This is a genomic window from Cyanobium sp. NIES-981 (assembly GCF_900088535.1).
Lineage (GTDB): Bacteria > Cyanobacteriota > Cyanobacteriia > PCC-6307 > Cyanobiaceae > NIES-981.
In genome coordinates this window covers 174,745-187,666 of record NZ_LT578417.1, presented here as the reverse complement: position 1 = coordinate 187,666, position 12,922 = coordinate 174,745, and the positions used below count along the sequence as shown (strand labels likewise).

General features: G+C 71.3%; 12 protein-coding genes. 6 read left to right on the top strand and 6 right to left on the bottom strand.

The genetic code is table 11. The features are described 5' to 3' along the window. The first annotated feature begins 52 nt into the window (after window positions 1-52). The 4 genes from CBM981_RS01010 (at window position 53) to CBM981_RS00995 (ending at window position 4,354) form a co-directional block, all read left to right on the top strand. Window positions 53-1,483 (top strand): TldD/PmbA family protein, encoded by a 1,431-nt coding sequence (locus tag CBM981_RS01010; protein ID WP_087066884.1) that lies wholly within the window; start codon window positions 53-55, stop codon window positions 1,481-1,483. A 2-nt stretch (window positions 1,484-1,485) separates the two neighbouring features. Then, window positions 1,486-2,880 (top strand): TldD/PmbA family protein, encoded by a 1,395-nt coding sequence (locus CBM981_RS01005; RefSeq protein ID WP_087066883.1) that lies wholly within the window; start codon window positions 1,486-1,488, stop codon window positions 2,878-2,880. A gap of 28 nt (window positions 2,881-2,908) precedes the next feature. Continuing rightward, window positions 2,909-3,937: a methionyl-tRNA formyltransferase gene (gene fmt / locus CBM981_RS01000; RefSeq protein ID WP_087066882.1), complete on the top strand. Its 1,029-nt coding sequence runs from the start codon at window positions 2,909-2,911 to the stop codon at window positions 3,935-3,937. Between the two features lie 204 nt (window positions 3,938-4,141). After that, entirely contained in the window at window positions 4,142-4,354 is a 213-nt protein-coding gene (locus CBM981_RS00995; protein WP_087066881.1) for a hypothetical protein, read from the top strand. Window positions 4,355-4,377: 23 nt separating this feature from the next. On the opposite strand, the gene CBM981_RS00990 is transcribed toward CBM981_RS00995, so the two are convergent. From CBM981_RS00990 to CBM981_RS00970, 5 genes are read right to left on the bottom strand one after another with little or no spacing between them, the layout of a single operon-like run. Next, window positions 4,378-4,557, bottom strand: a complete 180-nt coding sequence (locus CBM981_RS00990) for a hypothetical protein (protein ID WP_087066880.1) — start codon at window positions 4,555-4,557, stop codon at window positions 4,378-4,380. Between the two features lie 19 nt (window positions 4,558-4,576). Continuing rightward, on the bottom strand, window positions 4,577-5,989 hold the full coding sequence (locus CBM981_RS00985) for a DEAD/DEAH box helicase (protein ID WP_369801654.1): 1,413 nt from the start codon (window positions 5,987-5,989) through the stop codon (window positions 4,577-4,579). A 33-nt stretch (window positions 5,990-6,022) separates the two neighbouring features. Continuing rightward, window positions 6,023-6,319 carry a hypothetical protein gene (locus CBM981_RS00980; RefSeq protein ID WP_087066879.1) on the bottom strand — a complete coding sequence of 99 codons (297 nt, stop codon included), beginning with the start codon at window positions 6,317-6,319 and terminating at the stop codon, window positions 6,023-6,025. Further along, entirely contained in the window at window positions 6,319-6,669 is a 351-nt protein-coding gene (locus CBM981_RS00975) for a DUF6464 family protein (protein ID WP_087066878.1), read from the bottom strand. The genes CBM981_RS00980 and CBM981_RS00975 overlap by 1 nt, the downstream gene beginning before the upstream one ends. Before the next feature lie 14 nt (window positions 6,670-6,683). Continuing rightward, window positions 6,684-7,502, bottom strand: coding sequence for a DUF475 domain-containing protein (locus tag CBM981_RS00970; protein ID WP_087066877.1), 819 nt, complete (start codon window positions 7,500-7,502; stop codon window positions 6,684-6,686). Between the two features lie 55 nt (window positions 7,503-7,557). Between CBM981_RS00970 and CBM981_RS00965 the strand changes: the two genes are divergently transcribed. Further along, on the top strand, window positions 7,558-8,310 hold the full coding sequence (locus CBM981_RS00965) for a hypothetical protein (RefSeq protein ID WP_087066876.1): 753 nt from the start codon (window positions 7,558-7,560) through the stop codon (window positions 8,308-8,310). Between the two features lie 3 nt (window positions 8,311-8,313). Here CBM981_RS00965 and CBM981_RS00960 read toward each other — a convergent pair whose 3' ends face one another. Continuing rightward, window positions 8,314-9,156 carry a hypothetical protein gene (locus tag CBM981_RS00960; RefSeq protein WP_087066875.1) on the bottom strand — a complete coding sequence of 281 codons (843 nt, stop codon included), beginning with the start codon at window positions 9,154-9,156 and terminating at the stop codon, window positions 8,314-8,316. A 119-nt stretch (window positions 9,157-9,275) separates the two neighbouring features. Between CBM981_RS00960 and mfd the strand changes: the two genes are divergently transcribed. Continuing rightward, window positions 9,276-12,845 carry a transcription-repair coupling factor gene (gene mfd / locus CBM981_RS00955; protein ID WP_087066874.1) on the top strand — a complete coding sequence of 1,190 codons (3,570 nt, stop codon included), beginning with the start codon at window positions 9,276-9,278 and terminating at the stop codon, window positions 12,843-12,845. Window positions 12,846-12,922: the final 77 nt, after the last annotated feature.

The following is a 12,922-nucleotide window of genomic DNA, read 5'->3' as shown; positions in this document are numbered from 1 at the left end:
CCGGGGCCCTTTTGCTAGGACCGTTCCACCACCCACCTCTGACCTGAACCACGTGGTTCTTTCCGCAGCCCCGCCCGTCTCCGAGCAGCTCGATCAGGGATGGCTTCCCCGCCTGGAGACGATCCTGGCCGCCGGCCGCGCTGCCGGCGCAGATCTGGTGGAAGTGTTCCTCGAGCGCACCGACCATCTCGGCATGCTGGCCGAGCAGGATGCCATCACCAGCGTGAGCCCCTCCTTCGGCAGGGGTGCGGGCATCCGGGTGTTCCGCGGGCTGCGCGATGGTTTCGTGAGCACCAACGATCTCTCCGAAGCCGGGCTGCTGCGGGCTCTGGAGCAGGCCCTGGGAATGCTCGGCCTGGAACTGGCGACCAGCACCCCCAGCCCGTTCGAGGGCCTGAGCAGCCTGCGGGATTACGGCGCCGCCAAGCACGACTGGCTGCAACGCTGCCCGGCCATGGGCGAAGCCAGCGGCAAGCTGCTGGAGGCCACAGCCCGGCTTCAGCAGCATGGGCGCCACCTGCAGGCCCGCCGCAGCCAGTACGCCCGTGACTGGCAGGAAATCCTGGTGGCCGCCAGCGATGGCTCCGTGGCTCGGGACATCCGCCTGCATCAATCCCTGGGGCTGAACGTGCTGGCCGCCGATGGCGACCACCGCGCCGGCCTCGGCCGCCGCTACGGCACCTCCGGCCGCCCTGACGATCTGCGCCACTGGGACGCCGACGCCAGCGCCCAGGATGTGTGCGGCAGCGCCGCCACCATGCTCTACGCCGATTACGTGGAGGCCGGCCAAATGCCGGCGGTGCTCGCCAACCGCTTCGGCGGCGTGATCTTTCACGAGGCCTGCGGCCACCTGCTGGAAACCACCCAGGTGGAGCGGGGCACCACCCCCTTCGCCGGCAGGATCGGCGAACCGATCGCCCACAGCGCCGTGACGGCCATCGACGAGGGCCTGAGCGATGGGGCCTTCGGCTCCCTCTCGATCGACGACGAGGGCATGGAGGCCCAGCGCACCGTCCTGATCGAGAACGGCGTGCTCAAGCGCTTCCTCAGCGACAGGGCCGGGGAAATGCGCACGGGCCACCCCCGCACCGGCAGCGGCCGTCGTCAGAGCCACAGCTTCGCGGCCGCCAGCCGCATGCGGAACACCTACATCGCGCCGGGCCCCCACACACCGGAGCAGCTGATCGCCTCGGTGGACCGCGGCCTCTACTGCAAATCCATGGGTGGTGGCAGCGTCGGACCCACCGGCCAGTTCAATTTCGCGGTGGAGGAGGGCTATCTGATCGAGAACGGCAGCCTCACCAGGCCCGTGAAGGGAGCCACCCTGATCGGTGAGGCCAAGGAGGTGATGCCGCGGATCTCCATGTGCGCCAACGACCTCGACCTGGCGGCCGGCTTCTGTGGCTCGGTGAGCGGCAGCATCTTCGTCACGGTGGGGCAACCCCACATCAAGGTCGACACCATCACCGTGGGGGGCCGCTGACCATGACCATCACGAGCTCCGCCCACCCCGGCAGCACGGCCGGTCTCGATGCCCCCGCCCTGCACGAGCGGCTTGAAACCCTGGCCCAGCGGCAGGGGATCCGGCAGTGGGATCTGGGTGCCTCCTGCAGCACGGACACCTCCGTGCAGGTGGACCGCGGCGAGGCGAAGCAGATGAAGGGGGCCCAGCGCAGCGCCATCACGGTGCGGGTCTGGAACGGCGACGGCCTGGTGGGGATCACCAGCACCTCCGACCTCTCCGATGCCGGGCTCGAGAAGGCTCTCGCCGGAGCCCAGGCAGCCTCGGCCTTCGGCAACCCGGACGACACCCCCGCCTTCTCCCCCCTCGCCACGGCACCGCTGGAACCGCTGCAGCAGCCCAGTCACGCCCCGCAGCCGATCCTGCAACTGCTGGGCACGCTGCAACAGGCCGAACAGACCCTGCTCGAGAGCCACCCCGCCATCGGCACCGTTCCCTACAACGGCCTGGCCCAGCGCAGCAGCGAGCGCCTCTACCTGAACAGCGCCGGCGCCTGCCGGCACCAGCGGCTCACCACCGCCAGCCTGTATCTCTACGCCCGGGCCGAGGAAGAGGGCCGCAAGCCCCGCAGTGCCGGGGCCATGCGCCTGGCCTACGGCGCCGGCGAGCTCGACATCGACGGCTGCATCAGCGAGGCGGCCGAGCGCACCATCAGCCACCTCGATTACGCGCCCATCGCCACAGGCCGGTACACCTGCGTGTTCAGTCCGGAGGCGTTCCTGGACCTGATCGGCGCCTTCAGCAGCCTGTTCAATGCCCGCGCCGTGCTCGATGGGGTCAGCCTGAGCAGCCGCACCTCCCTCGGGGAACGGCTGGCCGTGCCCTTCCTCTCCATCCACGACAACGGACTGCACCCCGGCAACGTCGGTGCCTCGGCCTTTGACGGGGAGGGCACACCCACACGGCGCCTCGCCCTGGTGGACGGCGGCGTGCTGCGCCATTTCCTGCACTCCGAGGCCACGGCCCGGGCGTTCGGGGTGGCGCCCACCGGCCACGCCGGCATGGGAGCCAAGGTGTCGGTGGGTCCCGACTGGTTTGAGATCGGCCCCACACCCGGCAGCGACGGCGGCCAGCAGGGGCTGGACCGGTTCAACACGGAGGAGCCGCTGGTGTGGATCGATTCCCTTTCCGCCCTCCATGCCGGAGTGAAGGCGAGCCAGGGGGCCTTCTCCCTGCCCTTCGACGGCTGGCTGGTGCGCAACGGTGAGGTTCGCTCGATCGAGGCCGCCACGGTGGCCGGCGACATCCGCCGGGTGCTGCAGGGCATCATCGGCTTCGAAGGCGAGGCCAAGGTGACTCCCGACGGCCTCTGCCCCCATGTGTGGGTCGAGGGCCTGTCCGTCACCGGGGAAGCCTGAGCGAGTCACTGCCCTGCGTGCTGCCTCCATGCGGATTCTGTTCTGGGGTACGCCGGCCTATGCCGTGCCGAGCCTCGAGGCCCTGGTGAATGCCGGTCACACCCTGGTGGGTGTGGTCAGCCAGCCCGACCGGCGCCGCGGACGCGGCGGCCAGCTCGTGCCCTCGCCGGTGAAGCAGAGGGCCGAGGCCCTGGGGCTGCCGGTGTTCACCCCGGGACGGATCCGTCACGAGCCCCACACCCAGGCGGCCCTGGCCGCGCTGGGCGCCGATGCCTCGGTGGTGGTGGCCTTCGGGCAGATCCTGCCGCCGGAGGTGCTGGCCCAGCCGCCCCTGGGCTGCTGGAACGGCCATGGCTCGCTCCTGCCCCGCTGGCGCGGTGCGGCCCCGGTTCAGTGGAGCCTGCTGGCCGGCGACCCGGAAACCGGAGTGGGCATCATGGCGATGGAGGCCGGGCTGGACACCGGGCCCGTGTTGCTGGAGCGCAGGCTCCGGATCGCTCTGCTGGAGAACGCCGAGAGCCTGGCCCGGCGGCTGGCCGCCCTCACTGCCGAGCTGCTCCTGGAGGCCCTGCCCCGGATCGCCGCCGCTGGCCCGGGCCCTGAAGCTGAGCGCTGGCGCCGTCTGGGTGTGCGTCCCCAGAGCAGCGACGGCATGACCTACGCCCGCCAGCTCCGCAAGGACGACGCCGTCATCGACTGGAGCAGCCCTGCCCTGGAGATCCACCGCCGGGTGATGGCGCTCTACCCCGCTGCCCACACGCTCTGGAACGGTCGGCGGCTGAAGCTGCTGGCCACCGAACCCCTGGTGGAGCGGCTGCGGGAGAGCCTGTCCCCGGCGGCGGCAGCCCTGTGCGGACACTGGAGTGCCGGCGGTGCCGCGGCGGGTGAGATCCTGGCGGTGGAACCCGGGGAGGGTCTGGTGGTGGCCACGGCTGGCTGTCCCCTGATCCTGCGGGAAGCCCAGATCGAGGGGAAGCGCCCCTGCCGTGGCCAGGCCCTGATCCAGCAGCTGGGCGCGCAGCGCGGCGACAGGCTGGGGCCGGCCACGGCCGCCTGAGCCGCGCAAGCACGGGGCCGAACCCCGGGAGATAAGTTCTATGTGGTTAGGAAACGCACACGCAAGGACGCCCCGGGGACGTCGCTAGAGCGGGGGTAAAGCTCTTGAGGCAGCTCCATGGGCATCAGCGTGCCGGCAGGCAGGCATTCACGCGCTTCGGATGGCCCCGCAGCCGTACCGGCTGCTTCAACCGTCCTCACGTTCGTGGCTGAAGCGGGTGTCCACTGTCAGATCTTCCGCGATCTGGCGGGCGGTTACCTGGTGGGTGCTCGGAATGCGGCCGGCATGTGCCACCCGCAGGGCTTGCGGCGGGTGGCCACGCTGGCCTGTGCCTACAGCCTCTGCCGTGAACTGGAGGAGCAGCTCTCCAGGCCAGCGGCAGCGTCACAGCCCGCCACGGGTGGGGCGACGGGCTGAGGCCCGGGGCCGCCCCAGCAGCTTCATGCATTGCTGCGCCGGTAAAGCGCGTGCAACCCCTCCAGCTGGTTGTGCACCGAGCGCAGCTGGTCGCGGATGTGGGCACTGTTCTCGATGCGATCCAGGGCCAGAAGCATCGATTCGATCTGGCTCTTGCAGTCGATCAGCACACGGCATTCGGGGGATCCGGGCTCGTAAGGCATGGGGTCGTTCGTTGCGGCCCTATCCGAGCCGAGGGCCGCGTCCGCGGTTGTGTCGCTTGCTGCTGTTTGCGGAGCCGCGGCCCTCGGGCCGTGGGGTTCGCCCTGCGCTGCTCCGCCCGACGCTGCCGCGGCCAGGGGCACTGCGCCCCCCCCGGCCGCCGCGGCCGCCGCTGAGATCGAGCGGCGGGGCCCGCAGCACGGTGGGCTCGAAGCCCGGCACGGTCTGGGAGGGCAGGGGGGTGCCGATCAGGCGCTCGATGGCCCCCAGCAGCTCGTGCTCCTCGGCCGCCACCAGGGAGATCGCGTGGCCGGGATGGCCCGCCCGTCCGGTGCGGCCGATGCGGTGCACGTAGTCCTCGGCCTGGTTCGGCAGGTCCAGATTCACCACATGGGGGAGCTGGTGGATGTCGATGCCGCGGGCGGCCAGGTCGGTGGCCACGAGCACGCGCACCTCACCGCTCTTGAAGCCGGCAAGGGCCCGGGTGCGGGCCCCCTGGCTCTTGTTGCCATGGATGGCGGCGGCCTCCAGGCCCGCCGCGCAGAGCCGATCCGCCATCCGGTTGGCCCCGTGCTTCGTGCGCGAGAACACGAGCACCTGCTGCCAGTCGTTGCTGGCGATCAGGTGGGTGAGCAGCTCCGGCTTGCGCGCCATGTCGCAGGGATGGAGCAGGTGCTCCACGGTGGGGGCGGCCTGGTTTTCCGGCGTGGCCTGCAGCTGCACCGGCTGGTGCAGCAGGCCGTGGGCCAGCTTGCGGATCGAGGGGCTGAAGGTGGCGGAGAACAGCAGGTTCTGGCGCTTCGGCGGCAGCAGGGCCAGCAGCTTCTGGATGTCGCGGATGAAGCCCATGTCGAGCATCCGGTCCGCCTCATCCAGCACCAGCACCTCCACCCGGTCGAGCCGGATGGCCCGCTGCTGCTGCAGGTCCAGCAGCCGTCCAGGGGTGGCCACCAGGATGTCGGCTCCGGCCCGCAGCCGGTGGATCTGGGGGTTGATCTTCACCCCGCCGAACACCACGTCGCTGCGCAGGTCGAGGTAGCGGCCGTAGGCCGCCACGTTCTCGGCCACCTGGGCGGCCAGCTCGCGGGTGGGGGTGAGCACCAGGGCCCGCACCACGCCGCCGCGGGCGTGGGGCCCGTGGCTCAGCCGCTCCAGCATCGGCAGGGTGAAGCCGGCGGTCTTGCCCGTGCCGGTCTGGGCGGCGGCCATCACGTCGTGCCCCGCCAGCACGGTGGGGATGCACTCCAGCTGGATCGGGGACGGGGTGGTGTAGCCCTTCTCGGCCACGGCCTTGAGAATCGGCAGGCCCAGGCCGAGGGCCGCAAAGCCGGAGGGTGCGGGTTCGTGCTGCTCCCCTCGGGCCGAGCGGGTGGGAACCGGTTGGGAAGCCGTGCGGGAGGAGGGAGTGATGGGGAAACGGGGCGGAGCGATCACCCCTTCACCCTACGGGCGCCGCCCGTGGGTCGCTCAGTCCAGGTAGAGACGGCGGGCCGTGGCCAGCACGGCCAGAAGATCGTCGTCGGCCAGCGGGTCGAACTCCCTCACGCCGAGGCCATGGAGCCACTGGCGCACCCGGGAGGCGGCCGGACCTGGATCCCCGCCGGTCGCCTCCGCGCCGCCGAATCCGGTGAAGAACCCCTCCTGGGCCGCCAGCACCCTGAACTTGAGGAACTCAAGCAAGCGCCCCCGCAGCCGGATCCTGAGGGCCTGGCCTGCGGCCTCCGCCTGCCGGGCACCGTCAGCGGCGGAGGGATCGGCCGCCATCAGCGGGTGGGCTCGAAGTGGGCACAGCGCTCGCACGGTCCGTCGGGCAGCACGGCGCAGCGCAACAGAGGGCTGCGGGCGTTGTACCGGCAGAGGGGATCACCGATCACCCAGCCCTGCCCCCAGCGCCGGGCGTCGGCCGGGCGCGGCTCCGGTTTCACCTGCAGGGCCACGGCCGCCAGCGTGTAGCGACCGTTGCGGAGGCGGTAGCGATGGCGGCGCTGCATCACCAGGAAGCTGCGCTGGCCCACCTCCAGCCAGCGACCGGGCTGGGGGATCTGGGTCTGCAGCTCCACCGTGAGGGTGTCGAGCAGCTCATCGGTGCCGATCTGACGGAGTTCCACCTGCATCGCCTCGCCTGGCCTCACTCCAACTGAGTCGCTGCGTCAGCCGGGGGCTGCCGCACGGAAAAGCCCCAGAGAAACAGCCCGCCCACCATGGCCAGCAGGGTCCATTCCGGCGGCACCAGCTCCGGCCAGGCAAGGCGCAGCAGCAGTCGCAGTCCCACCAGGCCCACGGCCAGGTAGCCGGCGGTTTCCAGATGCCGGAAGATCTCCAGCCAGCGGATGAACAGCTCGGCGGTGAGCCGCAGGGCGATCACACCGATCACCCCGCCTGCCATCACGAGCACGAGCCGATCGCTCACGGCCACGGCCGCAGCCACGCTGTCGATCGAGAAGGCCAGATCGGTGATCGCCAGCGTGGCCACCACGCTGGCAAGCCTCACCTCGGGGGTGGAAACGCCTGCCGCCGACTCCCCGCAGCTGTGGCCGCTGTCGCCGGCGGAGTGGGTGTCCAGGGGGTTGGCGGCGGCAGCCGGAGCACCGGCGGCTGGGATGGCAGCACCGGGCTCCGCCTTGAGCAGGCCGGCCAGATGGCGACCACACAACCACAGCAGGTAGGCCGCTGCAGCCAGCTGCAGCGGCCAGAAGTTGAGCACCCACTGGGCGGCCAGGATCAGGGCGAGGCGGAACACCAGGGCCAGCAGCAGCCCGAGATTGAGTGCCGTTTCCTGGCGGGCCCGGTCGTGCAGCCGGCGGGAGATGGCCGCCAGGGCGATGGCGTTGTCCGCGGAGAGCACGGCCTCCAGGGCCACCAGGAGCGGCAGCAGCAGCAGGGCTTCATGCCAGCGGTCCACCTCCTGCAGCAGAGGCGTGAGGGACTGAATCGACTCGGCTTCCATCGAACCCCGCGGAGGCAGCACTCTAGGAAGGCCATCACCGCCCCCGACTCCATCGATGCAGTTGCAGGCCCGCCTGGTTCACGCGGAGTCCGGGGCCCGGGTGGTGGAGGTGTCCGCCCACCGCGATGGCGCGCTGCTGGCCAGCGCCCTGGGGGAGGCCCCCACGGCGGAGGAGGCGGAGGACCGGGCCCTCGAACGGCTGCAGCGGCGGTTGCGGCAGGCCCCCGGGCCCGCAGCCCGGCCAGGCCCGCCGTCCCAGCCAGCGCCGGCGGCAATGGGGCAAGCGCCGGCTGAGGCTCCGCCGGCGACGCCGCCGAGCACGCCCCGGCACCCTGCAGGAGCGGACCGGGAAGCACCTCCGGAACCCGCTCCTGAACCCGCTGTGGAACCCGCTGTGGAACCCGCCCCGGATCCCGAGGACTGGAGCGGTGAACTGGCCCAGATCGATCTGCAGTTGAGGCGGCTGAGCTGGCAACGGGAGCAGGAGGGCCAGTACCTGGAGAGGGCCTTTGGCCATCCCAGCCGCAGCCGGCTCACCACCTACGCCGATCTGCTGGCCTACCTGCAGGCCCTCACCGCGCTGCCCGCCGGCAGCGACCCTGCCGTGGCGCCTGTGGCCCTGCGGCGGCGCGACCTGCTGGCCCAGTGCGACCAGCTGCTGGCCCAGCTGGGCTGGGACGCCCAGCGCGGGCGGCAGTGCCTGGAGGAGCACTTCAGCCAGAGCAGCCGGCAGCAGTTGAGCGACCCCCAGCTGCTGCAGTTCAACATGGTGCTGGAGGAGGCCCTGATGGCCAGGAACGGGGGCTGAGGGTCATGCCCTGCCCGGTGGGGCGGCCAGCCGGCAGTGCTGCCGCACCAGCCGGGCGCCCAGGTCGAGCCGGTGCTGGTTGGCGTAGGCCTCACGCTCCAGCTGCTTCACATCGGAACTGGCGCTGGCATACACCGCTTCGCTGAGCACGCCGCCCAGATGGGCCGGCAGCCGGGTGTCCAGGCCCAGCAGCCTCGGCGCTGCCCGCACGCTGCCACGGCTGCAGCTCTGGGCCACATGGATGGCCTCATGGTTCAGCACCTGGGCGAAGTCCGAGCTCCCGGCGCCCATCACCTTCGGCTTGATCCGCAAGGTGCGGGCGCCGGGATCCCACTCGGCGGCGGCACCGGGCTTGCGCGGCTGGGAGAGCTGGATCCGCACCCCAGCGAGGCCGAGCACGCCGATGAGCTGGCGGATCGCCGCCTGCTCGGCATGGAAGCTCGGAGGATCGGCCATCCGCCGACGGATCTCGGCGAGGGAGAGGCGGGGCTCGCCCGAGCGGCGCTGGTAGTGGTAGCGGATGCTTCCGTCCGGCAGCTGCTCCGCCTGGGGAGTCCAGGCCGCATCGGCTGCCTCCAGCTCACGCAGCAGGCTGGCCTCGTCGATTCCCACAAGCCCGGCCGGAGCCGCCATCGACGTGAGCGGCTCCGTCGCCCGCAGCACTTCCGCGGGGAGTCCGCCAGCCAGCGGCTCCGGCCAGAGGCGCCGCAGCGGCACCAGGGCGACCCCCAGACCCACAGCCACCGCCAGGGCGGCGATGGCGGGCAGGGGGCGCAGCGCCGGCACCCGCTGCAGCGGATCCCCGCAGCGTGCACAGACCCAGAGGCCATCGTCCCGGCGGAGCATCGCCAGGGGCCGGGGACGGCAGCGGGGGCAGGAATAGCGCGCCACGGCCCCATTCTGGCGGCGCTCGCCGCTCCGGGGGGCCGGTTGGCAAGATCAGAGATCCTCAAGAACCGGCAACCATGCCCCTCGCCGCCCTGGTGCGCCAGCTGCAGCAGGCCCCCCTGACCGGTGAGGTGCTGGAGCGCAGCCATCGGGGTGAGCGCCTGCGGCTGAGCGGCGCCGGCCGCGCCGCCCGGGCCCTGATCAGCAGTGCCCTGGCCGGAGCCGCCCAGGCCCCGCTGCTGGTGGTGGTGCCCACCCTGGAGGAGGCCGGGCGCTGGGCGGCGCTGCTGGAGCTGATGGGCTGGAGCAGCAGCCAGCTCTATCCCACCAGCGAGGGCAGCCCCTATGAGGGCTTCGATCCCACCAGCGAGATCACCTGGGGCCAGCTGCAGGTGCTCGGCGAACTCCTCGATCGCGGTGGTGCCACGCCATCCCAGGACCGGCTGGCGATCGTGGCCACCGAACGGGCCCTTCAACCCCACCTGCCCCCACCGGATGCGCTCAGGGCCCAGTGCCTCAGCCTGCGCAAGGGCCAGAGCATCGATCTGGAGCAGCTCGCCGCCAGCCTCACCCGGCTGGGGTACACCCGCGTAGCGACGATCGACCAGGAGGGCACCTGGAGCCGCCGCGGCGACATCGTGGACGTGTTCCCGGTGAGCGCCGAACTGCCGGTGCGGCTGGAGTTCTTCGGCGAGGACCTCGAGAAGCTGCGGGAATTCGATCCCACCACCCAGCGCTCCCTCGATGCCACCGACGTGGTGCGCCTCACCCCCACCGGCTACGCCCCCCTGATCGCCGAGGCGCTGCGGGAGTCGATGCCCGACGCGCTGGAGCAGCTGCTCCGCCCCGAGGCCCTGGAACAGCTGCTGGAGGGGGGCACCCCGGAGGGGTTGCGGCGGCTGATGGGCCTGGCCTGGGCCGAACCCGCCTCCCTGCTGGACTACCTGCCGGCCTCCGCCGTGATCGCTGTGGACGAGCGGCGGCACTGCCTGGCCCATGGCCAGCAGTGGTTCGAGCATGCCGGCGAGCACCACGCCGATGTGGCCAGGGAACTGGGGGCAGCCCCGCCCGCCGTGCTGCATCGCCCCGCCAGCGAGGCCCTCGCCGCCGTGGAGGCCTTCCCGGGCTTCGATCTGGCGGAACTGCACGAGAGCGACAGCCATCCGAACAGCTTCGATCTGGCCGCGCGCCCGGTGCCGGCCCATCCGAACGCCTTCGGCAGGCTGGCCGCCCTGATCAAGGGGTTCCAGCAGGAGAAGGCGCGGGTGTGGCTGCTCTCGGCCCAGCCGTCGCGCGCCGTGGCGCTGCTGGAGGAACACGACTGCATCACCCGCTTCGTGCCCAACCCCGCCGATGGGCCGGCGATCGATCGGCTGATCGAGCAGAACACCCCGGTGGCGCTGAAGGTGCGAGGCACTGTGGAGCTGGAGGGCCTGCAGCTGCCGGCCTGGAAGCTGGTGCTGATCACCGACCGGGAGTTCTTCGGCCAGCACGCCCTGGCCGCCAGCGGCTACGTGCGCCGGCGCCGCAAGGCGGCCAGCCGCACGGTGGATCCGGGCAAGATGCAGCCGGGTGACTACGTGGTGCACCGCAACCACGGCATCGGCCGCTTCCTCAAGCTCGAGAAGCTCGCCATCGCCGGCGAGGAGCGCGACTACCTGGTGGTGCAGTACGCCGATGGGCTGCTGCGGGTCGCCGCCGACCAGCTCGGCAGCCTGGGCCGCTACCGCGCCACCAGCGACAGCCCGCCGGACCTCAACCGCATGGGCGGCACGGCCTGGAGCAAGGCCAAGGAGCGGGTCCGCAAGGCGGTGCGCAAGGTGGCTCTCGATCTGGTGAAGCTCTATGCCGAACGGCACCGGGCCCCGGGATTCCCCTTCCCCCCCGACGGCCCCTGGCAGAACGAGCTCGAAGACTCCTTCCCCTACGAGCCCACCCCCGATCAGGTGAAGGCGATCGCCGAGGTGAAGCGCGACATGGAGCAACCCCAGCCCATGGACCGGCTGGTGTGCGGCGACGTGGGCTTCGGCAAGACCGAGGTGGCCATCCGCGCCATCTTCAAGGCCGTCACCGCCGGCCGGCAGGTGGCGATGCTCGCCCCCACCACGGTGCTGGCCCAGCAGCACTGGCGCTCCCTCTCCGAGCGCTTCGCGCCCTACCCGGTGAAGGTGAGCCTGCTGAACCGCTTCCGCACCGCGGCGGAGCGCAGGGTGATCCAGGAGGGCCTGGCGGCGGGCACGGTGGACGTGGTGGTGGGCACCCACCAGCTGCTGGGCAAGGGCACCAGCTTCAAGCAGCTGGGCCTGCTGGTGGTGGACGAGGAGCAGCGCTTCGGCGTGAACCAGAAGGAGAAGATCAAGGCCCTGCGCAAGGACGTGGACGTGCTGACCCTCAGCGCCACGCCCATTCCCCGCACCCTCTACATGAGCCTGTCAGGGGTGCGGGAGATGAGCCTGATCACCACGCCGCCGCCGCTGCGCCGCCCGATCAAGACCCACCTCGCCGCCCTGGATGAGGAGGCGGTGCGCAGCGCCATCCGCCAGGAGCTCGACCGGGGGGGCCAGATCTTCTACGTGGTGCCGCGGGTGGAGGGGATCGAGGAGGTGGCCGAGCAGCTGCGGCAGATGCTGCCGGGCCTGCGGCTGCTGGTGGCCCATGGCCAGATGGCCGAAGGCGAGCTGGAGAGCGCCATGGTGGCCTTCAACGCCGGTGAGGCCGACCTGATGCTCTGCACCACGATCGTGGAGAGCGGCCTGGACATCCCCCGGGTCAACACGATCCTGATCGAGGACGCCCACAGGTTCGGCCTGGCCCAGCTGTACCAGCTGCGGGGCCGGGTGGGCCGCAGCGGCGTGCAGGCCCATGCCTGGCTCTTCTATCCGGGTGATGCCTCCCTGAGCGAGGCGGCGCGGCAGCGGCTGCGGGCGATCCAGGAGTTCGCCCAGCTGGGGTCCGGCTATCAGCTGGCGATGCGGGACATGGAGATCCGCGGCGTGGGCAACCTGCTCGGGGTGGAGCAGAGCGGCCAGATGGAGGCCATCGGCTTCGACCTCTACATGGAGATGCTGCAGGAATCGCTCGCCGAGATCCAGGGTCAGGACATCCCGAAGGTGGACGACACCCAGATCGACCTGCCGATCACCGCCTTCATCCCCGGCGACTGGATCACCGAGAACGATGAGAAGATGGCCGCCTACCGCGCCGCTGCCGACTGCGCCAGCAAGGAGGCCCTGGTGGAGCTGGCCGCTGGCTGGGTGGACCGCTACGGCGCCATCCCCGCTCCGGTGACCGCCCTGCTGCAGCTGATGGAGCTGAAACTGGTGGCCAGGCGCTGCGGCTTCTCGCGGATCAAGCCGGAGAAGCCCAACATCGTCCTGGAGACGCCGATGGAGGAGCCCGCCTTCCGGCTGCTGCGCCAGGGCCTGCCCCAGCATCTGCACGGCCGGCTGGTGTACCAGGCCGGCAGCGGCAGCACCGCCAAGGTGCTGGCCCGGGGCCTGGGGGTGCTGCCGATGGAGCGGCAGCTGGAGGAGCTGATGGGCTGGTTGAACCAGATGGCCGACCAGATCCCTGGCGCCGATGGACTCACCCAGGCCCAGCGCGCCGAGGCGCAGACCACCCGCAACGCCGAGGTGCTGAGGGTGTGAGTCCGGGCCGGCAACGGGCGGCGACCCAGCCCGAGCGAAACTTCGTTACGATACTGAGAGTTTTGTAAACGAGGACG

Excerpts from the sequence above, each read along its gene's own strand:
- CBM981_RS00980 (WP_087066879.1), bottom strand. The coding sequence starts at position 6,319 with ATGGCGGCCGATCCCTCCGCCGCTGACGGTGCCCGGCAGGCGGAGGCC.
- CBM981_RS00975 (WP_087066878.1), bottom strand. The coding sequence starts at position 6,669 with ATGCAGGTGGAACTCCGTCAGATCGGCACCGATGAGCTGCTCGACACC.
- CBM981_RS01005 (WP_087066883.1), top strand. The coding sequence starts at position 1,486 with ATGACCATCACGAGCTCCGCCCACCCCGGCAGCACGGCCGGTCTCGAT.
- CBM981_RS00990 (WP_087066880.1), bottom strand. The coding sequence starts at position 4,557 with ATGCCTTACGAGCCCGGATCCCCCGAATGCCGTGTGCTGATCGACTGC.
- CBM981_RS00960 (WP_087066875.1), bottom strand. The coding sequence starts at position 9,156 with ATGCTCCGCCGGGACGATGGCCTCTGGGTCTGTGCACGCTGCGGGGAT.
- fmt (WP_087066882.1), top strand. The coding sequence starts at position 2,909 with ATGCGGATTCTGTTCTGGGGTACGCCGGCCTATGCCGTGCCGAGCCTC.
- CBM981_RS00970 (WP_087066877.1), bottom strand. The coding sequence starts at position 7,502 with ATGGAAGCCGAGTCGATTCAGTCCCTCACGCCTCTGCTGCAGGAGGTG.
- CBM981_RS00965 (WP_087066876.1), top strand. The coding sequence starts at position 7,558 with ATGCAGTTGCAGGCCCGCCTGGTTCACGCGGAGTCCGGGGCCCGGGTG.
- mfd (WP_087066874.1), top strand. The coding sequence starts at position 9,276 with ATGCCCCTCGCCGCCCTGGTGCGCCAGCTGCAGCAGGCCCCCCTGACC.